Raw genomic sequence first — 25,059 nt, forward strand, 5'->3', positions numbered from 1 at the left:
TTCGTTCTTTATCTTGAGTTAATAAGCATATTTTTGGACATAGTGGGCTTCCTCTTGTGGGGTTGTTGCTTGCGAAATAACCACGCCAAATGAAGGAATATCGTGCTGACGTTGCTTCGACAGCGCCGTTTTAGCCAAAGCAACTTTGGTAGAGTCTGAGCGAATGACGGTAATCAATCCTTGAGCCAACTGGCCAAGAATCAATGCATCGCTGACGGAAAGCAGTGGAGGAGTATCAATAATGATGCGATCGTATTTTTCCTGTAGCGTGTTCAGTAGATTTTGAAATCGCTTTGACGACAGCAATTCTTGTGGATTTGGCGGAAGTAGGCCCGCGGTCAATACGTCGAGATTCGCTTCATCGATTCGAATGATGCACTCTTCTAAAGGCGTATTCATCGTCAGGATGTTGCTTAACCCGGGAACTTGCGCGGGAATGTTGAAACGTTTCTCTAGTGAAGGTCTGCGTAAATCACAATCGATCAAAAGTACACGTTCTAAGTTTGAGAAGGTGGATGCGATGTTGATACAAGTGGCGGTTTTCCCTTCTTCAGGTATGGCTGACGTAAAGACCAAGACTTTTTGTTTACTGTTCACCAAACGTAACAGTAGCGAGGTTCGGATGGAGCGACACGCTTCGCTAAACACGCGATTTTGAGGATCAAGATAGGCTTGGAAACTGACGCCGGGTTTACGTAATTTGCGACTGCGAACGTAAGGTATGGTACCAATACAGCTTAAACCGAGTTTGTTTTCAACGTCTTCGGGCGTACGGATCACGTCCTTAATCATATCTAAGATGATGGCTGCGGCAGATGAGAAAAACAGAGCAAACACCGCGGAGATGATGACGAGTTTTAGTCGTTGCGGAGCAATAGGGAAAAGTGGTTCGAGAGCTTTGTCTGTAAAACGAGCATTGACGTTACGAAAATCACTGGTCGCCGTGGTCTCTTTTTCGCGGTTTACAAACGCTTTGAGCAGTTCTCGATTACTTTCAACGTCACGTTTGAGTTTCTCATATTCTGCTTTTTTTCCGCCCACTAATTGGATTTCGGCCTTCTTGTTGCTCATTTCTCGACGAATGCTGTTTTCAAAGCTTTGAGCCACTTTGAGATCCTGTTGTTTGCTCAGCACCATTTCCATGATCAACTTTTGCGAGCGCTCTTGGATGTTTTGCAATTGGGCTTTCGCTTGAATCATTTTGTCGTGTTTAGAGCCATAACGCTGTGAAAGTTCACCCACTAACTTCTCTGCGTTACTCTCCAGCATTTTGAGTTCGCGTATTTGAGCTTGATTAGCGAACTCATCGATCGAAAGCAGGCTATCGAGGTTTTGTGCGGATTTTCGCAGTAGAAGATCACTTAGGGTTTGTGCTTGAATTCTCTTTTCTATCGCAATGTTGAGTTTTTTACTCAGCTCTTCCAATTCATTCGCGTAAATATCATCGATGCCATTGATGTCGACGAGGCCTTCTGTGGTGAGAAATTGTTGTAATGCTTGTTCTGACTTGTGCAGTTTGTCTTCCAATTGTCTGGCATTACTGTCCAGCCAATTGGTTGCATTTTGCGTTACTGCCAGTTTCGCCTCAAAGTTGGAATCAATATAGGCTTGACCGATGGCATTGGCGATTTCCGCTGCGAGTTTCGGATCGGCCGAGCGGAAGCTGACTTTGACCAGCTGAGTGTTGCGTATCGGTTCAATATCAACTCTGTTTTTGTAGCTTTGCAAGGCTTCATAATAGGAAGAGTGATACTCATTGGTTTCCGTTGGGTTTGGTGAAACATTCAACAAATCTTGTATCAAAGGAACTGACTTGAGCTCATTAAGCTTTGTTTTTAGCGAGCTTGAACCCGTAAAGTGTGGATGATTGGTAAGGTTAAATTGTTGGATGATCTTGTCAGCGATGTGATTAGATTGAAGTATCGCTATTTGTGTCTGAAAGTACTCTTTTTTGGTGGTATCTAGACCATAGACTTCCTCGATCGATAATGCGTTGCGCTGCTCTTCTTGAATTAAAATGGTGGCCGTTGCCTGGTAAATTGATGGTTTAGAATAGATAAACCAAGTTGCGGCTAACGTAATCACCAGAGACAGGGTGACAATACTAAACCAATGCTTTCTGAGTACTTTTAGATAACTTCCAAATTGGAACAATTCTTTATTACCGATGTAGTAACGGTTTGTTTGATTTTCATTCATTGCAGTGTATCCGTTCACTCTAGAAGAAGCTCTGTTCAATTACGACAATATCGCCAGGAGACACTTTCTGGCTTAGTGAGACTTTTTTTATGGTTTCGCCATTTTGGCTTTGTGTAAGGTGAATATTGCTACGAGAGGCTCTGTCTGTTAGCCCTCCTGCAATGGCAATGGCTTTTTCAATGGTCAATCCAGGTTGATATTCAAAACTACCGGGACGCCTTACTTCGCCATTAACATAAAAGGCGCGGAACTTATTAATCGAAACCATGACTTTAGGGTTCACTAAATAGTCCCCTTTTAGCTTTTGCTCGATCTCTTCTTTTAGTTCTTTAGGGGTTTTCCCTTTTACCAGCACTCGGCCTAAATAGGGGTAGTCAATTTGGCCATCGGAGGTGAGTAAAATATTGGGAATTGATAAGTCATCCTCGCCATACACCAAAATGGATATCGAATCGCCACTGTTTAATTGGTAGCCCGCGTCGGATGTCGATGCTGAGACATAGGGTGCCATTATCAGACTTAACCCTAGTAGCACCTTGAGTAAAAATTTCATGTTTGCTCCATGCTTATAACGACAGCCTAGCGGTCACTGTCCAAATGTGTTGATCAAAGCTGTATCCAGACCAATTGGATGTTTTGTCTTGGTATTGCCAAGCCGCGTCTATCCTTGCCCAGCGTCGGAATTGGTATTGTGCTTCTGCGCTAAGCTGAAAGCGCTCTTCCTCTCGCAATACGCCACTTTGGTAGGAGCCAGTGTAATCATCTTGTTGATAGAGTCCTTTTAGGGACGTGACGAAATAACTGTTCCATGCTTGGTCAAGCTGAAGTGAGTAGCGAGTTTGTAGGTTGTAGTCGCCGTCTTGTTCTGGATTGACCGCGGCTTGCGTGGTTAACAAAGTCCAGGTCGTATGCTCTTGAGGTTGCCAACTGAGGCCAATATCCCAACTGAGTCCTTCGAACGTAGCGCGTTGCTTGTCATCAAATTCCTTGATCTGATAGCCGAGCTTGGCGGTGCCTTTGGTTTTACCGGTTATTTCCCAACTGATACCGGTATAAACAAAAGTACTGGTTCCATCGCGTGAGGCAACGGATTCTCGTTCATGTAAATACTCAGTGAGGTGAAGTTGGGAGCCGACTAACCAATACGTTTCAGGGCGCAGACGATAGTAGAACTCACCATGGAGAGACGGGGTTCTAAAGTCGCTGTATTTGGTTGCTGTCAGAGTGCTGGTGCCGTTTTCATATTTGGTAAACGTTTTGTCTAAATAGTTAAGGCCAAACTCCAGCCTTCCTTGCGAACCAATAGCACCAAACACATAGTTACTTTTTAACTGATTCGATTGAAATGTGATGAGCTCTGGAAGCGCTATTGAGCTCTGTTCACCTTCGGTGAGACCTTCTCCACGCGTTTCGTGACCCAAGCGAAATTGGTAGTCCAAGACCAAACGATTACGATGATTAAAAGTAAAATAGTTGGTTGTTTGAAACTTGTGGTCTAAATAGTCATTCTGCTCATCTGAAGAACGGCCAAAATCTGCAACATAAATAAAATCCGCTTTGTACTGATTTCGGTCAATCCTTGCCAATAGGGCGGGTTTTACGCCTATCGTGGAGACATGAGAGGAGTCAGCTTCTTGCTTGGCGATATTGTCATCAAATCGATAGTAAGTATGAAGTGTCGGAATAAACTCAATGCCGGATTCTGTCGAAAGCGCAAGTGGCTCGACCGCACCCACCCAAACGGGTAACAAACCTAAGACAAATCCGGTATAGCGTTTCATCGTCATTCCTTTTACTAAGTATTGGCTGTATGGCTTAGTAAGCATTAGAACCAGTAAAGCCTTTAAACACGGTGAGAAAGATGATTTTGATGTCCATCCAAATTGACCAACGATGAATGTAGTCCAAGTCAAACTCAACGCGCTTTTCCATTTTGTCTAGGGTGTCGGTTTCGCCACGATAACCGTTGATTTGCGCCCATCCTGTGATGCCTGGTTTTACCTTATGGCGAAGCATGTAGCGATCAACGATCTGGCGATATTCTTCGTTGTGCGAAACCGCGTGAGGACGCGGGCCAACAATGGACATGGTTCCTTGAAGTACGTTAATGAACTGGGGCAGCTCATCGAGTGACGTGCGGCGCAGAAAACCGCCAAATGGCGTAATCCGAGGGTCATTTTTTGTTGCTTGTTTTACGTCAGAGCCTTGCTCCATGGTCGTCATGGAACGAAATTTCCATACGCGAATTTTGCGTCCATCTAGACCATATCGGTCTTGCTTAAAAATCACGGGACCGCGAGATGTGCACTTAATACCAATGGCGATTGCAATGAGGATTGGTGAAATTAACAGCAGTATTAGGCTAGAAAAAACGATATCTTCAAAACGTTTAAGCCATGATGAAAAACCGGCAAACGGAGTGTCAAAGACGCTGAGGGTCTGGACTTGCCCGATCTGATCCCAACGAGAGTGAAGCAGATTGTAAGTAAAGAAATCGGGAATGAGATAGGTGTTTGCTGTGGTGTCTGAGAACTGGTGTAGAAATTTGGCGATACGTTCGTTAGCGTGCATTGGCATCGCAATATAGACGTAATCGACTTCGCCATTTTTCGCTTTGCTCAATGCGTCTGCAACATTGCCTTTGATTGGATAGTCCGCATTGCTCTCATCTCTCTCGACGGTTCTTTCATCATAGAAACCTTGAAAGATCACGCCATGTTCAGTGTGATTTTGCAGCTCATTGGCCAAGGTGATGCCATGCGGTGTTTGGCCAACAATGATCGCGGTACGTGTGTTTAGTCCCAAGCGACGGAGGTAAGATAAAGTCGAGCGAAAAAGTATCCTCCAGCACATGAGTAGAATCGGTGTAATAAGTAACCAAGGGGTTACAATATCTTCGTTGTAGGTATCCAGAGTTTTGGTGAAGAAGTGAATGGCAATTTGCAGCAAACTTGTTGCTAGCCACGCTGCGCAGGCAAGGGTGAGCTGTTGTCGAATTGAACTGGTACGCCACGAGCGATACAGCTGCGCGCTTTCGGCAAAGAGAATAAAGATGAGTCCTGAGACGATTGCCAGCATCAGATAGTCTTTTGGAATGGCAGCCAAATGATAAAGTGTCAGCAAGGCCATAAAGCCGATGATGATCGTTAGATCTGCCAAGCGATACAGAAAAGAAAATTCAGTCTCATGTGAGCGAATCAATCCTTTGTTATTCATAATGTCATTCCGTCAAATTTGGCACGCTACCGCCCTTGAGTGTCGTTTCTCAATGTCGTGCTAACAGTTCAATGTGATGGTGTCTGTTGTTTGAGATGACGCAATTTGCCTCGCGAAATATCAACAACAGTTGCAAGGAAGTGTAAGAATTTGAGTGAGTTTGGTTAGTGGAATTAAGAATGAAATTTCGACCTTCGGTTAATAGACCTAAATCATAAAAATCTAATACCTAAAATCGAGAAAACGAGAAAAGTGTTAGTTATTGCGGAATGAGAAAAACTATAGTGCAAGATGCTAGTGGAGAATAATCAGTAGAAAGTGTCAGAAATACAAAGAAATGTCGGTGTAGCACAAAAAATAAAAAAGCCTCTTATTTAGGAAGAGGCCTTTAAAGACATGAAGATTAAAATAGTATTAACGCTCTACGCCTTTTTCATTAAATAGGCGCTTACAAGCACGGCCATCGCTGTGGAATAGGTGGCAGCGATGAGCTGGGATACCAATTTCTAAGCGATCGCCAGAATCCACGTCCAACGTATCTGGTTGGCGGTAGATTACATCTGCATCGGCACTTTCTAGGTTGAGGTAGACTTGTGTTTCATTACCCAGCTTCTCGACGATCATCACTTCACCATCGATCACCGCGTCGCCTTGTGCAGAGGAGACTAGGTGCTCAGGACGTACTCCTAGAGACATGCGATCACCTTTGTTGACGGTTGTTCCATCCACTGGGACCCAGAAAGTCACGCCATTTGATAGCTTAACTTGAACGCGTTCGCTCTCTACATCCACGATTTGCACACTCATAAAGTTCATTTTTGGCGAACCAATGAAGCCAGCAACAAAGCGATTTTCAGGGTAATGGTACAGCTCTAGGGGTTTACCAACTTGAGAGACAAAACCGCCATCAAGTACCACGATTTTATCAGCCATAGTCATTGCTTCGACTTGGTCGTGCGTAACGTAAATCATGGTACAGCCAAGTTGGCGTTGCAGTTTGGTAATCTGGGCTCGCATCTGAACGCGCAGGGCTGCGTCTAGGTTAGACAACGGCTCGTCGAGTAAGAACACTTTTGGTTGTGAAACAAGGGTACGACCAATCGCCACGCGTTGACGCTGACCACCCGAAAGGGCTTTTGGTAGACGCTCGAGTAGGTGACCAAGCTGCAGGATTTCAGCGGCTTGCTCTACGCGTTTGTCGATCTCTTTTTTGTCTGCTTTCGCTAACTTAAGGCCGAATGACATGTTGTCATAGAGATTTAGGTGCGGATAAAGTGCATAAGACTGGAAAACCATGCCTACGCCACGTTTCGATGGCTCTACATCATTCATACGCTCTTCACCGATGTAAAGATCGCCAGAGGTGATGTCTTCTAACCCTGCAATACAACGAAGCAATGTCGATTTACCACAACCCGATGGACCGACAAATACTACGAATTCGCCTTCGTTGATCTCAAGATCAACGTTTTTAGAAATCAATACGTCGCCATACGCTTTACAAACATTTTTTAACGTGACACTCGCCATTTAGCTCGTCCTCGATCAATTTTTTTATAATTCACTGCCCATCATTATATGAATTATGGAGCCGGACAGTAACAGTAGGAATCGGTAAGTTAAGCAACAGTAAGAAAACAGGGTGGCACTTTAAAAATGGAGTTCCTAAAATTAAAGTGCCACCCACCATAGCCAAATACGAGTTTTCTCCCCCACATTCATCAAGATGTCTCCCCCGTGAATAACAAACTACCACTAACATCTTAACTAATGACATTCCACTCGTATGGCAATGAAAACCAGCAAAAACAGTGACCAAGTTGGTCTGCTGGGAAAGGGTTCTTACCATCCACTCTTGGATGAGTGCAGTTTCTTCGATATAGCACTCGCCTACATCCTCCTACGGCAATTAATTGTAGGGGGAGTAGAAAAGGAGGAGGGGGTTCTACGCCTCTTCCCCCAGAGTGGGCAAATATCACAATAATCGCGTCATTAAATGTGAATTCGATCGCATCGAGTGCCGTTTTTGTGATTTTGCTCTCTTACCTCTGACGATGTAGATCACGAAAATACGCCATAATATCTGGGGCGTAGAGGATAGGAGGATGAGACAGAGCAGGTTTTTTCAGATGATATACGTCGAAATACGGCTCATCCTCTGTGGAGTGGCCCTACATCAAAATATAAAAAGGATACGAACATGAAAAATGCTCTAAGCGCTGTCGCACTAGGTACTCTTGTTGCACTGGGTTCTTTCGGTGCACACGCTGCCATTGAAGAAGGACAACTGACTATCTGGATCAACGGTGACAAAGGTTACAATGGTCTAGCAGAAGTAGGCAAAAAGTTTGAAGCAGACACAGGTATTAAAGTGACGGTGGCTCACCCAGATGCGCTGCAAGATAAATTCCCACAAACGGCAGCAACGGGTGACGGTCCTGATATCGTATTCTGGGCACACGACCGTTTCGGTGGTTACGCAGAAGCGGGTCTGTTGGCTGAAATCAAACCTTCTAAACAAATTCAAGAAGGCATTGTGGATTTTGCATGGGACGCAGTGAAGTACGATGGCAAGATCATCGGCTACCCAATCGCGGTTGAGTCTCTATCTCTTATCTACAACAAAGATATTGTTCCAAACCCACCGAAGAGCTGGGAAGAAGTGGAAGCGTTAAACGCGAAACTGAAGAAAGAAGGCAAATCTGCCATCATGTGGAACCTAAAAGAACCGTACTTCACGTGGCCACTAATGGCGGCTGATGGTGGTTACGCGTTCAAATACACTTCTGAAGGTTACGACGTTAAAGACGCAGGCATCGCGAAAGATGGCGTGAAAGACGCAATGAACTTCGTTAAATCGCTAGTTGAGAAAGGCATCATCTCTCCAGACATGGACTACTCAGTATCTGAATCTGCATTTAACCAAGGTAAGACGGCGATGACCATCAACGGTCCTTGGGCGTGGGGCAACATTGAGAAGTCTGGTATCAACTACGGCGTGACTACACTGCCTAAGTTCAATGGTCAATCTTCTAAGCCTTTCGTTGGCGTTCTTACTGCGGGCATCTCAACGGCATCACCAAACAAAGACCTTGCGGTAGAGTTCATTGAGAACTACCTACTGACAAATGATGGCCTACGTATGGTGAACAACGATAAGCCGCTAGGCGCTGTTGCACTGAACTCGTTCCAACGTGAGCTTGATGCAGATGCTCGTATTGCGGCGACGATGGACAACGCAATGAACGGTGAAATCATGCCAAATATCCCACAAATGAATGCATTCTGGGGTGCGGCGAAAAACGCGATCGTTAACGTAGTGGATGGTCGTCAAACTGTGGATGCTGCTCTGGCTGACGCAGAAAAACAAATGACAAAATAATGTAACTTTTTAAGGAGGGGGTAACTCCTCCTTACTTTTCTTTCTTTTCTATATATATCGCTAGCAGGTTCCCTATGCAGTCAGTTCAAGGTACAGATGCTATGACAGCTCCAGCAGCCAGCCTGCCGGGCAGCAAAAAAGTGTTTATTAAATGGGCGCTTCTTGGCACGGTCGGTCTTATTAATGGTTATGCAACGATTCTAATGTATTCTCGCGGTGAGGTTGCTTTTGCAATGCTTACTGTGATTCTTACTGCGTTGGCGTTGTATGTGTTTGGTAGTAAAAAAACTTACGCTCATCGCTACATTTATCCGGGTATTGCCGGGATGATTTTGTTCATCCTCTTCCCTTTGGCATACACCGTTGGTCTTGCGTTTACCAACTACAGCGCTAAAAACCAGCTTTCTCTCGATCGTGCGCAAAGCGTGCTTTTGGACCGTACTTTCCAAAGTGGTGAAAGCTATCCGTTTACTCTGTATAAAACCGATTCTGGTCACCGTATTGTCATTAAAGATGGCGATGTCTTACTGTCGACACCTGAGTTTGTTCTTGGCAGCGCCATCAGCGATCTAGACCTTTCACCGGTGGATGCGGTGAGCGGCACGGCAGAACCAATTAAGACCATTGTCAGCAACCGTACCGCACTAAGCAGCATCGATTTGCACTTTGCTAATGGTGATGACATCCGCATGAGTGGTTTACGCAAGTTTGCTGGTGTAGTGCCTCTTTACACCATGCAAGCGGATGGCGAAACGCTGAAGAATAATCAGACTGGTGAACTGCTCAAGCCCAATATGGACTTGGGTTTTTACCAAGCGATGGATGAGGCAGGCAACTTTGTTGGCAACACCGTCTCTCCAGGTTTTGTGGTGCAAATTGGTACCGATAACTTTGAACGTGTTTGGAAAGATGACGGCATCAAAGAGCCATTCATCAGTATCTTTATCTGGACGGTGGTTTTCTCTATTCTCACCGTATTACTCACGCTCATCATTGGCTTGGTGTTGGCGAGTGTCGTGCAATGGGAAGAGCTAAAAGGCCGTGCTATTTATCGTGTATTGCTGATTCTGCCTTATGCGGTTCCTGCGTTTATCTCAATCTTGATCTTTAAAGGTCTGTTTAACCAAAGTTTTGGTGAGATCAACATGGTGTTAAATGCGCTGTTTGGCATCAGCCCAAGCTGGTTCTCTGATCCAATCATGGCAAAAAGCATGGTGCTGATTGTGAACACTTGGCTTGGTTTCCCTTACATGATGATCCTTTGTATGGGTTTGTTGAAAGCGATTCCAGAGGACTTGTACGAAGCCTCGGCGATTGATGGCGCCAATTTTGTGCAAAACTTCACTCGCGTGACGTTGCCACTGATGATTAAGCCGTTGACTCCACTGCTCATTGCGAGCTTTGCATTTAACTTCAACAACTTCGTCATGATCCAGTTGTTGACGCAAGGTGGTCCAAACATGATTGGTACGTCAGAGCCTGCGGGTTACACCGACTTGTTGGTGAGCTACACCTACCGCATTGCGTTTGAAGGCGGCGGCGGCCAAGACTTCGGTTTGGCAAGTGCTATCGCAACACTGATTTTCCTACTGGTTGGCGCGCTGGCTCTACTTAACCTGCGTTTCACTAAGCTGTCTCAGAACTAAGGGTAAGGAGCATACAACATGGCAATGGTACAAGGTAAATCACTTAAATACCGCGTATGGGCAACCCATATTGCATTATGGGCCTTCTTATCGATGATCATCTTCCCTTTGTTGATGATCGTAGCAATCTCGTTCCGCGAGGGTAACTTTGCAACAGGCAGTTTAATTCCAGACAACCCGTCATTGGAGCACTGGAAGCTGGCTCTTGGTTTCTCCGTGACCAATGCAGATGGCTCTGTTACTCCACCGCCGTTCCCCGTTCTCACTTGGTTATGGAACTCGGTAAAAGTAGCAGGTATTACATCGATTCTGATTGTTGCGCTTTCAACGACATCGGCTTACGCATTTGCGCGTCTACGTTTTAAAGGTAAGGAGACTATCCTCAAAGCGATGATGATTTTCCAAATGTTCCCAGCAGTATTGGCGCTAGTGGCACTTTATGCTTTGTTTGACAAACTTGGCCAGTATATTCCGTTCCTTGGTTTGAATACGCACGGTGGTTTGATCTTCTCTTACCTTGGCGGTATCGCACTGCATGTTTGGACGATTAAGGGCTACTTTGAGACCATCGATAATTCGTTAGAAGAAGCTGCAGCGTTGGATGGTGCTACACCATGGCAGGCATTCCGCTTAGTACTTCTACCTTTGTCTGTGCCGATTCTTGCAGTGGTCTTTATTCTGTCGTTTATCGGTGTAGTAGGCGAAGTTCCTGTGGCATCTTTGCTACTTTCTGATGTAAACTCTTATACATTAGCGGTTGGTATGCAGCAGTATCTCTACCCTCAAAACTATCTGTGGGGTGACTTTGCAGCAGCAGCGGTGCTTTCAGCGTTGCCAATTACCATCGTATTCTTACTTGCACAACGCTGGTTAGTAGGTGGTTTGACTGCCGGTGGTGTTAAAGGTTAATCCCTTGTTGCGATTAACTTAAGGATAAGAATAAGAGCGACCGTATCAGGTCGCTCGTTTTATTACTTTTTATTACCCATTTGGTTTGGCCGCCGATCTAGTAATAGAAAGTATCATGGCGTTACGCATAGCTGGCTGTTAGCTTTGTTCCTTACGATTATCACTAACAGTGTTTGTAACCAATTGCCTGAGTTTGTCCTCAGGCTTTTTTGTATCTGATGTTTTTGTCTTGATAGTATGTACAAAGGACGGAAGCAGAGTAACCATTCCTACTTTAGTCGCATAGTTGAGATGAGATCTGATGCGTATCAGTTCACAGAAATAGTTGTAGAATGCTAAACGGGTTAGATAAGGTTCTGATCTAGCTCAAAACTCTTTACTCGAAGGTGCGCAGCCAAGGTATTGGAGGAGGGTGTACAAGCTTTCTTGTTGCAGAGCGACTCGACGGAAAAGATCGGCAAACGTCACATCGCCACCAAAACAGGCCTGGATGTAGTGATTGATTTCGTCACTGGCGTATCCTTCCACATACATGGTGCGCACCCACTGATATTCAACCGACTTGAGATTGGCCAGTGTGCTTTCACTTAATGTGGTTTCCCTTAGTTTCAATGTGTTGTCTCTTGCTCAGTTTAGTTGAGCGATTAAAACAAACCAAAATGACGCTTTTATGACGTTTTGATGTTGGAATGATGTCGAAACAGACGAGCGTGAGCCCTTAGCTGAGGTCACACGCTCGATGGTAGGGTGAACTATTTGAGGTATTTAACGTGTGCTTCCATCTCTTCACCGATTTCTTTACGCATGTTCATCAAGCGAATCGCAGATTGCTCGAGCGCTTTATCTTCGTCGGTTTCAGGAATCCATTTTTGAATGGGGGTAGGTTGTCCATTTTCATCAACAGCAACCATGATAACAATACAATGGGTGGTGAGTCGGTTTTTGAGATCTTTGGGATCGCTGGCTTGCACATCAATGGCAATGTGCATCGAGGTTGTCCCTGTGTAAATCACCTTGGCGCTGACTTCAACCAAGTTACCCACATGTATCGGTGCGACGAAACGAATGCCACCCGCGTAGGCAGTAATACAGTACTTGCCACTCCAAGCTGCAGAGCAGGCATAGGCGGCTAAGTCGATCCACTTCATTACGGCGCCGCCGTGGACCTTTCCACCAAAATTCACATCCCCAGGTTCTGCGAGAAAGCGCAGAGTAATATTGCGTTGACCACGACTCATATGCCAATCCTTAACATGTCATTATTGTGCTTATTTGATAACAAAAATGTTACTTATTAGCAATGAGTTTAGCGTATAGACGCCAAGGCGCGCTTGTTACGCATGACAACGAACTATGAAATGGTGGCGGAGGTGACTTCCGACTGAACCATGGCTGCTTTTTTGCGAGGTTTCAGTTGCGAAAGAATCACACCGAAGATCACCAATAACCCACCGACAAAGTGGTAAAGGTGTACCTGCTCTCCCAGCACACTTGTCGCTAAAGCCACTGCGACGACCGGAAGCAAATTCATGAACATTGCGCTGGATTCTGCGCCAATGCTGTCGATGGCTTTGACCCACATCCAAGGTGCGAGAATGGAGGCCGCGACGCCCGCATAAAAGATCAAAGGCAGAGCTTCTGCGCTAGGTAGCAACTGCTCACTGGTCAGCCACAATGGTGTGAGCATGGCAACAGCAAACAGACCTTGCATGTAAATCAGTGTCCAATTGGAAAATGGCATTTTCCAGCGTTTCAGTAACACGCAGTAGGCGGCATAGACAATCGCAGCAAGCACCATCAGTCCATCCCCTTGCGTGACGGGTTGTTCAATAAAGAAGGCCACATCACCTTGGCCAAGCATGTAGGCCAAACCAAACAGTGAAATTGCACCACCGATAAGGCTAAGAGCAGACACTCGTTTGCCCAAAAGAGGCACACTGAGAAAGACGCTGATCAAAGGGACCAATGAGGTGATCAACGACATGTTCGACGCGCTGGTGGTTAAGCCCGCGTAGTAACCTAAAGATTGGTTTAACACCATGCCTAACGTTGCCAAAAACGCTAGTTTACTGAGGTACGGTTTTATCTGCTGCCATTGGCGAATCACATGAGGTAGGCAAAATGGGGTGAGAATCGCCATGGCCACAAACCAACGATAAAAACTCATTGCACTCGGCTCAATAGCCGATGCTGCCAACTTATTAACTATGGAGTTGCCGCCCCAAATAAGAACAGTAAAAAGTGGAAGCAGATAAACCATGAGAACTTACTCGCAGAATGACAGTTGTCAGATAGTTTGTCAGGTCGTTATAATTACAAGTATCTCTTAAAAGACATTGCGCGTGATAGGAAGACAAGTTTGAAAAAGTCCCCTCGACATCTTCATCCCTCGTTATCAATCGATACTCCACCATCTGATGTGTTTATGAATTTCGAAGAGTTTCTATCGAATACCGAAACACGTGAACACAGCCACACTTGGGGGCAGGTTCAATTGATCAGTGGTGGGATCTTAGAAATGGAAGCGCAAGGAACCCGCTTTTTAGCTCCGCCTCACCTTGCGATTTGGGTACCGCCCGGCATTATGCACCGCAGTTTCAATCGACGACCATTGGAGTATTGTTCTCTCAATATTGCCAAACAGCTGACGGATAAATTTCCCGCGAAAACTTGTCTGATTCAGGTCACCCCGATTGTGTCGGCCATTATCGATGATTTTCGCCTGCGCGATATTAACGTGGCGACCGAAGAGTCGGATAAACGATTGGTGCAAGTTCTGCTTGATCAACTGGCAACCAAAGAAACCCAACATCATTTTCTACCGTCATCCGATCACAAATACTTAGCGCCTATTTTGGCTCATGTAGAAGAGAATCCGACGGACACGACGAGCTTGTCAGAATGGGCTGAAAAAGTGCATACCACGGAGCGAACATTAGCCAGACACTGTCAGAGTGAACTTGGAATGAGCTTTACCGAGTGGCGTTTACGTGTGCGTTATCTTTATTCGATGGAGTTATTGCGCAAGGGGCAGACGGTGAAGGAAGTGGCATTGACGCTCGGTTATAACCAAGCCAGTCCTTTTATCAGTATGTTTAAAAAATACTCCGGGCAAACCCCGGAGCAATATAAAAACCGCCTGTTATAACTGCGTGATCACGTAGTTTAGACCACCCACGATCGCGGCAACTTGTGCATCATCACACTCTTGTGCGGTCACTTTAGGGCTGTCTGGGTACACCTCTGTCGTGGTGCCAAATTGGCAACGAGCCACGCCACCACATAAACCCAGCTTCACCATTGGGTAGTGAATGACGCCATGTTGAATGACAGGAGAGCCGATGATTTCACCATTCTCATCTGCAGGGGCGATATGCGTGACACGCGATACCGATTCAATCACAGCAGCTTGGAACTCTGGCTGAGGATTCTCAGTGTCCGCGACGGTGTAAAAGCCGTCTGGGATCATCCCTTCGATATAGTCGATGCCATCGCGAGCGGCGAGTGCTGGACGGAATTCGCTCTCATCGGTGTCCGTGGTTTCGTGCAGATCAAAATGAACCAAAATCGGGCCTAGAGTGGCCACTAACCGCATCAGGTTGGCGGACTCTTCGGCGGGACTCTGTGCGTAAAATGAACGATTAGGGTCAACCGCATTTGGGTTCCAGCGATTGATAGTTTCGTAACCCCAAGGGCTGATGCAAGGTGTGCAAACCAAGTTGAAGTAAGGCTCGTATCGGGTGGCTTCGGTCGCCATAAATTTGAGAGCACCATGCACACCACTGGTTTCGTAACCGTGCACGCCACCGGTGATCAATACGGTTGGTTTACTCTCATCCCAAGCTTTGGTTTTTAAGCAGTAAAGCGGATAGCGGGCGGGATCGTAGGAGAGGGCGCCGTATTGTTCAAGCTCAAACTCTTCGGCCAAAGCAAGAATCTTAGGGACAACTTCAAGCTGATATTCACGCTTTATGTGGGTTTGCTGTCGCCAAGTGAGGCGCTCCTCATCTCCCCATTTTTGTCCGGCGATACCGATTGGATACGTTGAATGCGTCTTCATAGAATTCCCTATTGGTGGCTGCGCAAATGATGTCGCAAGGTTAGATCGAGTTACCTTGAGATACAACCGCAATACGAGGCTTACTCAATTTTTTGCACAATATTCACTTGGCGACACCGAAGAGCGCTGTTACATTTTGAAATAATTCGAGTTTATCTATGAGAAATCAATTATGGCTGGAGCAAGTCTATTAACGCTTTTGGATGATATTGCAACGGTGTTAGATGATGTTGCGGTGATGTCGAAAGTCGCGGCAAAGAAAACCGCAGGTGTACTAGGGGATGACCTTGCGCTCAATGCCCAACAAGTGTCGGGTGTGGCGGCAGAAAGAGAAATTCCGGTGGTCTGGGCGGTCGCGAAAGGGTCGTTCAAAAATAAATGCATTTTGGTTCCGGCAGCGTTGCTTATCAGTGCCTTTATTCCTTGGCTCATCATGCCTTTATTGCTATTGGGTGGCCTGTTCCTGTGCTTTGAAGGGGCGGAGAAGGTACTGGAAAAGCTGTTCCACTCTTCTCATCAAACCGAAAGCAGCAGTGCAGAGCGAGTAATAGAGGACATTGAGCAATACGAAAAACAAAAGATTGCAGGTGCCATTCGTACTGATTTCATTTTGTCAGCAGAAATCATCGTCATTGCGTTAGGCACCGTGCAGGGGCAGAGCACCATGACACAAGTGTTGGTGGTGAGTTTGATTGCGTTGGCCATGACCATTGGTGTGTATGGTTTGGTGGCTGGCATTGTTAAATTGGATGACCTGGGTTTCTATCTCGAGAGAAAATCGCAAGGCAAAGGAGCACTCAATAGCATGGGCCAGGCTCTGATCCGATTTGCGCCAAAACTGATGAAAGTACTAACGGTAGTCGGCACTGCGGCGATGTTTTTGGTGGGTGGCGGCATTGTTGTGCACAACGTCCCTGCGGTTCATCATTGGATTGAACCTATCATCATGAATTTATCGGACCTCTCATTTGTCAGCGCCATCGTTCCTACCTTACTAAATGGGTTAGTCGGGTTGCTCGCTGGGTTACTGGTTGTTGCTGTGTGGAGCGTAGTAGCAAAACTGCGTTCTTCGCAAGCTACCCATTAAACGTCGGAGACTTCACAGACTCGATTGCGGCCTTTGTGTTTCGCGAGATACAAGGCCGCGTCTGCTCTTTTCATTAGCGCATCCCAGTCGTCTCCGGTGATCAACTGCGCCACACCAAAGCTCGCCGTCCATGTCTCTCTTTGTTTCGGCGCAAACCTCGTTTCAGCAATTTTCTGCCGGAGTTTCTCGGCAACTAAAACCGCACTTTCAATCGGTGTGTCAGGAAGCACCACGAGAAACTCTTCGCCGCCAATACGAAACGATATATCTTGTTTACGCAACTGACTCGTGAGTAGCTGGCCAATGCCAGAAAGAGTTTGGTCTCCCACTTGATGGCCATATTGGTCATTGATGCGCTTAAAGTGATCAAGGTCGAGGATAATGATGGATAACTCAGCGCCTAAGCGGCTTGCTCGAGAGAGTTCTCTGGGAATCATCTCCTCCATTGCTCTGCGATTGTAAATATTGGTTAAGGTGTCTCTGAGAGAGGTTTGGTAGATATTGGTAATCAGCCGAGCATTGATCATCCAAGGGAAGGTGAAGCCCAACGTCAGGACCAACATGATAAGGGCGAGGAAAGAGAGCTGGTGAATGCTACTGGCAAACATAAAATCCACGATCTGTGAGCTCATATGAGTCACATAGGTTCGAAACAGCATCCAGAGTGCCAATGTGACAAAGGCCGCGAGTAGCAACCCAATGGCTAAGTGGTTGTCTTGGGCGCTCCCTTGCCGGACGACGTAAGCGGAGAGTAAGCAGCAAAGCGCGATGTACAGACTCACCGCGATGATCCGTGCATTGGTGGAAACGGTTATCTGAGAAAAGTAGACGAGCGAGACAATCAATACTGGCAGAAAGAAAAAGGCAATGTGTGAGGCGAGCGGAGGAGCGGACCGAAAGCGCTGTAAGCTATAGACAATCAGGGTGAACCCTAAGCAAATCATACTATTGGCAAGCACTTTAGATAGCCAGAGTGAGGCGCTGTTACCAAAACTCAAGGTAAAAAAACCGATAGCAATAACAAAAACCGCAATGGCTAAGGTTGTCAGGCCATGAACATTTTTCTGGATCGATTGCAGCATCAAAATACCGAATCCGTATGCAACACAGATCAGTACCGTGACAATAGACAAGGTTTTAATGTCCAGGTCTAATTCCATAAGCGGCCATTTATCAATTAACTATCACAAGTCTCCATTTAGCTTAGATGACGAATGGCAAAACTTAGAAAAAATGCCGCTGAAAACAGCGGCATTTTGTTATTTGCATACACAACAAGGCGATTTAGGGTTACTTAACCTTCCACTCCATGTTTTCACCAGCGCGAATTGGCACCACAATATCACCACCAAATGGCATTGAAGCAGGAACAGGCCATGCGTCTTTGACCAAAGTGATCGTATCTTGGTTACGAGGAAGACCGTAAAAATCCGGGCCGTTATGGCTGGCAAACGCTTCGAGATTTTCCAACTTGCCCGCTTGCTCAAACACTTCTGCATACAGTTCTACAGCAGCGTGGGCCGTGTAAGAGCCCGCACAACCGCAAGCGGATTCTTTTGCGCCTTTGGCGTGTGGCGCAGAGTCCGTGCCCAAGAAGAATTTCTTGTTGCCGCTCGTCGCTGCTGAGATCAACGCAAGTTGGTGGGTGTTGCGCTTAAGAATTGGCAAGCAGTAGAAGTGGGGTTTGATGCCGCCTACTAACATATGATTGCGATTGTACAGCAGGTGATGAGCGGTAATGGTTGCGGCAACGTTTTCATTGGCATTCTTCACAAACACAACCGCATCTGAGGTGGTGATGTGTTCGAGGACAATTTTCAAATCAGGAAAGTCTTGAACAATCGGCGCCAACACATTGTCTAAAAAGGCTTTTTCGCGATCAAAGATGTCCACATCGTGTGTGGTCACTTCGCCGTGTACCAGTAGCAACATGCCCACTTCTTGCATCGCTTGAAGGACTGGATAAATTTTCTTCACATCCGTCACGCCAGAGTCGGAGTTAGTTGTTGCGCCTGCAGGGTACAGTTTTGCTGCGACTACAGCACCGCTGGCCTTGGCTTTGCGTACTTCATCCGCAGTTGTATTGTCGGTCAAATACAGCGACATAAGCGGAGAAAATTGTTCTGTTTGGTTATGTGCTTGAATGCGATCGCGATAGGCAAGCGCCATTTCAGTCGTGGTGACGGGTGGGACAGTGTTTGGCATGATGAGTGCGCGGCCATTGTAACGGCTGATATCGCGAACGGTATCTGCCAAAACTTCGCCATCGCGCAAGTGTACGTGCCAATCATCAGGACGAGTAATAGTAAGTGTTGTCATTGTTGCTCCCACCATAGAAAAAGAATCCAAAAGGAGCCTAAATAAGAGAAGGCAAACGCTTCCGTTTAGGCGACAGGATGATATAGGAAAGTGCTGTCTATTTCACTCGCTTTTTCCGCTTTGCTCTCGAGGCGCTGTATTTTTGTTCTTCAAAGGCGCACTTTTATGACTGTCTGAGAATTGGTGAGAATAGTGAGGTTCAGGTTTTCTCTGTGCTTTCAAACGACTATCATGGCAAATCACGAATGATAATAATCAAGGAAGCGTTCATGTCGTCAGCCACATTACAACAGATTAATGTTTATCCAGTGAAATCCGTTGGAGGAATCGCTTTAACGTCCGCTTGGGTAGAAAAACAAGGGCTTGCTTTCGATCGCCGATTTATGGTCGCGACGGCGTTAGGTGAAATGGTCACTGCACGTAAATATCCTCAAATGGTGACGATACGCTCCGCTTTGGTTGCTGATGGGATTGTTTTCACTTACCCAGACAAACCCGCCCTGATGCTGAAGTATCAAGACTTCAAGCGACAAGAAACACCGGCGCAAGTGTGGAAAGACAATTTCACCGCTTACACCACCACTGATGAAGCGGACGATTGGTTTAGCGATATTCTGGGGATCCGTGTTGAGCTGTTGTTTTCTGGGGAGCAATCGAATCGAGTCCGTGAGAAGATCGGACACAATGTCAGTTTTGCGGATGGCTACCCACTGTTGGTCATAAGCGATGCGTCACTAAAAGAACTCAATCGACGCAGCCCGGAAACGCATTCGATGGATCAGTTTCGCACCAACTTAGTGGTGAGCAACTGTGATGCGTTTGCCGAAGATGGATGGAAAAAAATTCGCATTGGTGAGGTGATATTTGAAGCGGTGAAGCCCTGTGAGCGCTGTATTCTCACCACGGTCGATGTCGAGAAAGGGCAGTTTCGCGCCAATAAAGAACCATTGAACACCTTATTGACGTTTCGCGCCAATGAACAAGGTGGCGTCTTTTTCGGACAAAATTTAGTCGCACTGAATGAAGGGATGATCCAAGTGGGAGACCGGGTAGAGGTGTTGGAAGTGAAAGAGAAAGAAGTCTATCCGGACAGTGCTTGTCACGATATTCGCCTTACCTGCGTCGAAAAAGAGTCCATTGCACGGGATTTCGTCACGTTTTGGCTCGAACCAGAACACGGGCAGCTACCTGCGTATCTACCAGGGCAGCATTTGCCATTAGAAATCACCGTTGATGGTGAAACCATTTCACGTCGTTATACCTTATCGTCGAGCCCTTCTCGGCCAGGAAGATACGCCATTTCCGTCAAACGCATCGATGGTGGACGAGTGTCAAATTGGCTGATTGATCATCTTGAGGTAGGCGATGAGCTGTTTGCACAATCCCCACAAGGCCAGTTCCATATTCAAGAGGACAAACATCAACCTTTGTTGCTGCTCTCGGCGGGTAGTGGCGTAACCCCCATGTTGTCGATGCTACGCTATCTTGCGGATCATGATCTTGTCGAGGATGTGGTGTTCTACCACCAATGTCGCTCCGTTGAAGACATCCCCTGTAAAGAGGAGCTTGATGCGCTGAAATCACGCTATTCTGGGCTCACGGTTAAAATCTCGCTCACTCAAGCCCCGATAGATTGGTTTGGTCTCAAAGGGCGCTTGAGTTTATCGCATCTTAAACAGATCAAGGCGGTGGAATCTCGTCAGGTTTTTGTGTGCGGCCCCGATGGCTTTATGCAAAAGGCGAAGAATCTACTGCTGAAAAAAGGGCTGCCTGAAAGCCATTATCATCAAGAAGCGTTTGGTGTCTCGACGTCGCCTAACAGTGAGCGCAAAACGGTTGAGCTGGAATTTAATGGTGAAACGTTTACGGCTGATAATCAGCAAACCTTACTGGAACACGTTGAAAATCATGGTTTGACGATCGCGCATAGTTGTCGAGCAGGCTTTTGTGGTGCGTGTAAGGTGAGCGTCATCAGTGGGCAAGTTCATCAGCCTGAGGTTCCTGCATTGACTGAGCAAGAAAAACGCGAGGGTAAAGCGCTAGCATGTTGTTGCGTGCCTCTAACGGATGTTCGTTTTCAATCTCTGTAGCGACGCTTAGATTAAGTAAGTCATAAATCATGACCTCGCTTAAAGCGAGGTCATTGTTTTATCTCGATTTCTAAGCTCACTTCGTATGGAGCTTGCTGAATCCTAAACTCGATTAATCGTAGATAGTAGGAATAGGTTGGCGTTTGTGTTGCGTGGCTTTGTAAATACTCACTAGACGCGCACTGACGGCTTCAGAGACGGGTTTGCCTTCCAAGAAATCATCAATCTGTTCGTAGGTCAGATTAAGCGCATCTTCATCGGCTTTTTGTGGTGCCAGCTCTTCTAGGTCAGCCGTCGGTACCTTTTTAACCAAAAGTTCCGGTGCTCCAAGCGTTTCTGCGACAAGACGAACCTGACGTTTACTCAAACCAAACAGTGGGGCTAAGTCACAAGCGCCGTCACCGAACTTGGTGTAAAAACCCGTGATGTTTTCTGCAGAATGGTCGGTACCGAGTACTAGGCCACCCACATAACCAGCAATTTCATACTGAGCTACCATGCGAGCGCGTGCTTTGACGTTACCTTTAACGAAGTCGACTTTGGCTGCATCTTGTGGGATAAGACCTGTTCCCTCTAACGCAACATGAGAAGCCGCGTGTAAGCCATCGACACCGGCTTTAATATTGACGGAAACAGAATGCGTTGGTTGGATAAACGATAGGGCAAGTTGCGCTTCTTCTTCGTCTTTTTGCTCGCCATAGGGCAAACGAACAGCGACAAACTGATAGTCATTGCTGTTCGATTCTTGGTTGAGTTGATCCACAGCAAGCTGAGCGAGACGGCCACACGTGGTTGAATCGACGCCACCGCTGATACCAAGAACAAGCGATTTACAGCCAGATTCAACCAGCTTCTTTTTGATGAAAGCGACACGACGCTCAATTTCGAAATGCGGATCAATGGTTGGAAGCACACGCATTTCATCGCGGATGAGTTGTTCCATTTAGGGTTCCTTTTCCTGCAAGCTAAACTAGCCTAAATGGCGACAAAGGCACAAATATCAAGGCTAGTATTACAAAATAACTATGACTGGTAGTATCATACCCGATTCGTTTTATTAGAAAACTCTCTAACCCGAGTAAATACCGTTTATGTTGAAAATCGCCGTCTTTGGCAGTGCTTTTAATCCTCCTAGCCTTGGTCACCTGAGTGTTATTGAATCACTTTCCCATTTTGATTTGGTCCTTCTTGAACCTTCCATTGCACATGCATGGGGCAAAGAGATGCTTGACTACTCAGTTCGTTGCGAGCTTCTGGACGCATTTATCCAAGATCTCACGCTGTCGACTGCGAAGCGTTCCAACATTGAGCAAGAGTTATACCAGCCAGGTGAAAGTGTCACGACTTACGCCTTGCTAACACGAATTCAAGAAATCTACCCCGAGGCCGATATAACCTTTGTGATTGGCCCTGATAACTTTTTCAAGTTCGCCAATTTTTATCAAGCGGAAGAGATCACTCAGAAATGGGCGGTGATGGCTTGTCCGGAAAAAGTGCAGATTAGAAGTACAGATATACGTCATGCGATCGATTGTGGGGACGATTTGGCGGAATTAACCACACCATCCGTAAGAAAATTATTGATAGAACGGCAGTTATATAAGACAATTCCGTAGTTTAGAGAGGTCTGATGAGTATGCTAAAAAGAACGTTCCTATGTTGCATTGTATCGATGTTGTTTGCCAAGCAAGCTGCGGCGTCTTGTGCATTGCTGGAAGAGCGTTCAATTATGCTGCAAGACAGTGCCATGGAAATTTGCACGTCACTCGAAGATAAAATCAATTTCTTGAAAAATAATGCGATGGTTTGGCTTAATGAGGACAAGCAAGAAACACAAGAAGATTACTGGGGTGAATGGGCGTTAAAGCCAAAAGATAACCCGGTCTTGACGCAAAACCTCTCTGATAAGCACTTTGGTCTGGGTTTCTGGTTGCCGGAAGAGTACGAAAACCAAGTGACGAACATGACAACTGAAGAGTGGTTACGAAGTCATGGTTTGATGTTCAGCATTGGCTTGGGCGATAAAAAATCCGGTGAACCAAGAATGCGCTTTGATTATCGTTGGCACGAAACCTCTGAAGCCGATGTGATGATGCAAATAGAAGTGCCTTTCTAATCTCAGCAACAAAAGCTCTTTGTAAGAATCTCAATAAAAACGCCAGCAGTTTGCTGGCGTTTTTATTGAGATTGAGTGTGGCGGCACTTTTCCCCCGCAAAGGTGCGCTCTACTTCTTTTACAACGTCTTACCTAATAACATCTCGCAGATCACGTTGCATTGTTGTTCATCGCCGCTAAACAGCTCGCTGACCACTTGCTCTTTTTTGCCACCAGAAAGCATGCGCTTTTGTGCCTCGCGAACCAGTAGTGCCATATGCCACTCTTTATCAAGCTCATGTGACTGAGGGGACCAACGACTCAACTGTTTACACAGTTCAGATGGTTCAAAAAGAGGACGAATTTGTGTCGCTTCGCGTTTGAGTACCGCAAGCAGTTCAAGTTGTTCTTCCGAGCGAGGAGTAGTCTCTGCCAGTTTGTTAAAAATTGCCAAAGATAAAGCCGAGAGCGTGACGTATCCAGCGCTGTATGGAAATGTTTCTCGAACTCTGACAGAAACATCCAGGGTATCGAGCTGTGTCCCCGGAAACAGCGTGATGGAACATAAGCTGTTTTGTGGAATCCAAAATGACTGATTCGGTTGCAGGCAAAATTCTTGTTTCCCCATTTTAATGAGTGCCAATCCTGAACGTACAAGCAACCATTTGTGCTTCAATGAACGCTTTCTTGCCATCGCAGTTAAATGGCTGAAAGACTCACGTTTAAATTCAATGGCGTAGTTCATGTTGGGTACCTCAAATCATGGGGCGCTAAGGTTACCTTCTAGCGAGAGAAATGCCAACCTCAAAAAACAGGGAACGAACTAAGGCACTATTTGTCATATTTGTGAGTTGACTGGTATGACCTTAGAGAAACAACGGCTAAGGTAGCTGCGAGCGTTGCCAACAATGCGTAGAATGTGCCAGTTTTTTTTAATACGACAAGAATAATGACAGACAACATTGACCCATATTTAGAAATTCGTCCTTATAACGACGAAGAGATTTCTGCAGCACTCGACCGTTTAGTGCAAGATGATGAATTCATTAGTGCCATTTTGCAGCACCGCTATGCCAATAGTTCGCCTTGGTTTAGAGGTTTAGTGGCGCCATTTCTGAAGTTCTATCTGAAAAGAAAATGGAACAAGCTTGATTCCGTTGAAGCAATACAGTTAGTTGTAAAGAAGTATCTAGAACAGACGCTGAAGACAACCACTGATGGCGTGAATTACACCGGGTTAGAAAAGCTGGATAAAGACAGCGCCTATTTGTTTATCTGCAACCACCGTGACATCGCGATGGACCCTGCTTTGGTGAACTACGGTTTGTTTAAGCATGGCCACAAAACGGTGCGCATTGCGATTGGTGACAACCTACTGAAAAAGCCTTGTGCCACTGAGCTGATGAAGCTGAACAAGAGTTTTATTGTCAAACGTTCAGTCAAAGCGCCTCGCGAAATGATGAAAGTGCTAGGGCAGTTGTCGTCTTACATCAAGCATTCCCTTGATACGGGCAATTCCATTTGGATTGCACAAAAAGAGGGCCGAGCGAAGGATGGAAATGATTTCACCGATCCTGCGATTTTGAAAATGTTTCATGTTGAAGGGCGCAAGCAGAAAATCGATTTTGCCGAATATATGAAGTCATTGAAAATTGTGCCTGTGTCGATTTCTTATGAGAACGATCCCTGCGATATCGCAAAAGCGAGAGAGCTGTACGAAAAGGCAACCAATGGCCGTTACGAAAAAGGTGAATTTGAAGACATCGAAAGCATTATTCAGGGCATCGTTGGATACAAAGGGCGTGTTCAAGTGGCCTTTGGTGATGTTATCGTGGATGATTTTGCCACACCAGAAGCATTAGCCGAAGAGATCGACCGTCAGATACATGAACATTACCATCTATTCCCCATCAATAAGTTGGCGGCTGGTTTGGAAGATGACTCGATTACCGACGCGGTGCGAGCTTCGCTTACAGAGAAGCTTCTGCAGCTGCCTGAAGGCGCGCAGCAGTACTTAGTGGCGAGCTATGCTAACCCTTGTAATAACAAGTAACAT

22 protein-coding genes are annotated in these 25,059 nt (G+C 46.1%); 9 read left to right on the forward strand and 13 right to left on the reverse strand.

Going from position 1 to position 25,059, the window contains the following annotated elements; all coding sequences use genetic code 11:
• Positions 1 to 18: 18 nt before the first annotated feature.
• From PQQ36_RS00090 to malK, 5 genes are all read right to left on the reverse strand, one after another.
• Positions 19 to 2,199 (reverse strand): GumC family protein, encoded by a 2,181-nt coding sequence (locus PQQ36_RS00090; protein ID WP_273660131.1) that lies wholly within the window; start codon positions 2,197 to 2,199, stop codon positions 19 to 21.
• 19 nt (positions 2,200 to 2,218) lie between these two features.
• Positions 2,219 to 2,752: a polysaccharide biosynthesis/export family protein gene (locus PQQ36_RS00095; RefSeq protein ID WP_011151785.1), complete on the reverse strand. Its 534-nt coding sequence runs from the start codon at positions 2,750 to 2,752 to the stop codon at positions 2,219 to 2,221.
• A 13-nt stretch (positions 2,753 to 2,765) separates the two neighbouring features.
• The gene (locus PQQ36_RS00100) at positions 2,766 to 3,980 is read right to left on the reverse strand and encodes an outer membrane beta-barrel protein (RefSeq protein ID WP_263222479.1); all 1,215 of its coding nucleotides are present in this window, start codon (positions 3,978 to 3,980) and stop codon (positions 2,766 to 2,768) included.
• A gap of 34 nt (positions 3,981 to 4,014) precedes the next feature.
• Complete coding sequence (locus tag PQQ36_RS00105) at positions 4,015 to 5,415, reverse strand: undecaprenyl-phosphate glucose phosphotransferase (RefSeq protein ID WP_225457318.1); 1,401 nt, start codon at positions 5,413 to 5,415, stop codon at positions 4,015 to 4,017.
• Positions 5,416 to 5,829: 414 nt separating this feature from the next.
• Complete coding sequence (malK, locus tag PQQ36_RS00110; protein WP_011082430.1) at positions 5,830 to 6,945, reverse strand: maltose/maltodextrin ABC transporter ATP-binding protein MalK; 1,116 nt, start codon at positions 6,943 to 6,945, stop codon at positions 5,830 to 5,832.
• Positions 6,946 to 7,615: 670 nt separating this feature from the next.
• Here malK and malE point away from each other — a divergent pair.
• The 3 genes from malE (at position 7,616) to malG (ending at position 11,352) form a co-directional block, all read left to right on the forward strand.
• Positions 7,616 to 8,797, forward strand: a complete 1,182-nt coding sequence (malE, locus tag PQQ36_RS00115) for a maltose/maltodextrin ABC transporter substrate-binding protein MalE (protein ID WP_011082431.1) — start codon at positions 7,616 to 7,618, stop codon at positions 8,795 to 8,797.
• A 74-nt stretch (positions 8,798 to 8,871) separates the two neighbouring features.
• A complete protein-coding gene (gene malF, locus PQQ36_RS00120) occupies positions 8,872 to 10,443 on the forward strand; it encodes a maltose ABC transporter permease MalF (RefSeq protein ID WP_263222094.1) in 1,572 nt (523 codons plus the stop codon).
• 18 nt (positions 10,444 to 10,461) lie between these two features.
• Complete coding sequence (gene malG / locus PQQ36_RS00125) at positions 10,462 to 11,352, forward strand: maltose ABC transporter permease MalG (RefSeq protein ID WP_011082433.1); 891 nt, start codon at positions 10,462 to 10,464, stop codon at positions 11,350 to 11,352.
• Positions 11,353 to 11,718: 366 nt separating this feature from the next.
• Here the strand turns inward: malG and PQQ36_RS00130 are convergent, their stop codons facing one another.
• From PQQ36_RS00130 to PQQ36_RS00140, 3 genes are all read right to left on the reverse strand, one after another.
• Entirely contained in the window at positions 11,719 to 11,964 is a 246-nt protein-coding gene (locus tag PQQ36_RS00130) for a hypothetical protein (RefSeq protein WP_011082434.1), read from the reverse strand.
• 140 nt (positions 11,965 to 12,104) lie between these two features.
• Entirely contained in the window at positions 12,105 to 12,590 is a 486-nt protein-coding gene (locus PQQ36_RS00135) for an acyl-CoA thioesterase (protein ID WP_011082435.1), read from the reverse strand.
• A gap of 113 nt (positions 12,591 to 12,703) precedes the next feature.
• Positions 12,704 to 13,612 (reverse strand): DMT family transporter, encoded by a 909-nt coding sequence (locus PQQ36_RS00140; protein ID WP_015727602.1) that lies wholly within the window; start codon positions 13,610 to 13,612, stop codon positions 12,704 to 12,706.
• A gap of 99 nt (positions 13,613 to 13,711) precedes the next feature.
• Here PQQ36_RS00140 and PQQ36_RS00145 point away from each other — a divergent pair, with 99 nt between their 5' ends.
• Positions 13,712 to 14,500, forward strand: a complete 789-nt coding sequence (locus PQQ36_RS00145) for an AraC family transcriptional regulator (RefSeq protein WP_026050763.1) — start codon at positions 13,712 to 13,714, stop codon at positions 14,498 to 14,500.
• On the opposite strand, the gene PQQ36_RS00150 is transcribed toward PQQ36_RS00145, so the two are convergent.
• Positions 14,495 to 15,412 (reverse strand): M14 family metallopeptidase, encoded by a 918-nt coding sequence (locus PQQ36_RS00150; RefSeq protein WP_273660132.1) that lies wholly within the window; start codon positions 15,410 to 15,412, stop codon positions 14,495 to 14,497. The two genes, PQQ36_RS00145 and PQQ36_RS00150, sit on opposite strands and share 6 nt — an antisense overlap.
• A 172-nt stretch (positions 15,413 to 15,584) precedes the next feature.
• Between PQQ36_RS00150 and PQQ36_RS00155 the strand changes: the two genes are divergently transcribed.
• Positions 15,585 to 16,499, forward strand: a complete 915-nt coding sequence (locus PQQ36_RS00155; protein ID WP_243344840.1) for a DUF808 domain-containing protein — start codon at positions 15,585 to 15,587, stop codon at positions 16,497 to 16,499.
• Here PQQ36_RS00155 and PQQ36_RS00160 read toward each other — a convergent pair.
• Positions 16,496 to 17,659, reverse strand: coding sequence for a GGDEF domain-containing protein (locus tag PQQ36_RS00160; protein WP_273660134.1), 1,164 nt, complete (start codon positions 17,657 to 17,659; stop codon positions 16,496 to 16,498). The genes PQQ36_RS00155 and PQQ36_RS00160 overlap by 4 nt on opposite strands.
• Before the next feature lie 130 nt (positions 17,660 to 17,789).
• Positions 17,790 to 18,818, reverse strand: a complete 1,029-nt coding sequence (pyrC, locus tag PQQ36_RS00165; RefSeq protein ID WP_224640388.1) for a dihydroorotase — start codon at positions 18,816 to 18,818, stop codon at positions 17,790 to 17,792.
• 269 nt (positions 18,819 to 19,087) lie between these two features.
• Between pyrC and PQQ36_RS00170 the strand changes: the two genes are divergently transcribed.
• Positions 19,088 to 20,908, forward strand: a complete 1,821-nt coding sequence (locus PQQ36_RS00170) for a hybrid-cluster NAD(P)-dependent oxidoreductase (protein ID WP_273660135.1) — start codon at positions 19,088 to 19,090, stop codon at positions 20,906 to 20,908.
• Positions 20,909 to 21,020: 112 nt separating this feature from the next.
• Here PQQ36_RS00170 and nadE read toward each other — a convergent pair whose 3' ends face one another.
• Positions 21,021 to 21,851, reverse strand: coding sequence for an ammonia-dependent NAD(+) synthetase (gene nadE, locus PQQ36_RS00175; protein ID WP_101957821.1), 831 nt, complete (start codon positions 21,849 to 21,851; stop codon positions 21,021 to 21,023).
• Positions 21,852 to 21,999: 148 nt separating this feature from the next.
• On the opposite strand from nadE, the gene PQQ36_RS00180 reads away from it, so the two are divergent.
• Positions 22,000 to 22,524 (forward strand): nicotinate-nicotinamide nucleotide adenylyltransferase, encoded by a 525-nt coding sequence (locus PQQ36_RS00180; protein ID WP_011082444.1) that lies wholly within the window; start codon positions 22,000 to 22,002, stop codon positions 22,522 to 22,524.
• A 20-nt stretch (positions 22,525 to 22,544) separates the two neighbouring features.
• Complete coding sequence (locus PQQ36_RS00185) at positions 22,545 to 23,024, forward strand: hypothetical protein (RefSeq protein WP_243344852.1); 480 nt, start codon at positions 22,545 to 22,547, stop codon at positions 23,022 to 23,024.
• A gap of 118 nt (positions 23,025 to 23,142) precedes the next feature.
• Here PQQ36_RS00185 and PQQ36_RS00190 read toward each other — a convergent pair whose 3' ends face one another.
• Positions 23,143 to 23,748 carry an AraC family transcriptional regulator gene (locus tag PQQ36_RS00190; protein WP_225495132.1) on the reverse strand — a complete coding sequence of 202 codons (606 nt, stop codon included), beginning with the start codon at positions 23,746 to 23,748 and terminating at the stop codon, positions 23,143 to 23,145.
• 204 nt (positions 23,749 to 23,952) lie between these two features.
• Between PQQ36_RS00190 and PQQ36_RS00195 the strand changes: the two genes are divergently transcribed.
• Positions 23,953 to 25,056: a 1-acyl-sn-glycerol-3-phosphate acyltransferase gene (locus PQQ36_RS00195; RefSeq protein WP_040110578.1), complete on the forward strand. Its 1,104-nt coding sequence runs from the start codon at positions 23,953 to 23,955 to the stop codon at positions 25,054 to 25,056.
• Positions 25,057 to 25,059 lie beyond the last annotated feature (3 nt).

The sequence above is a fragment of the Vibrio sp. CCUG 15886 genome (assembly GCF_028570825.1).
GTDB lineage: Bacteria > Pseudomonadota > Gammaproteobacteria > Enterobacterales > Vibrionaceae > Vibrio > Vibrio vulnificus_B.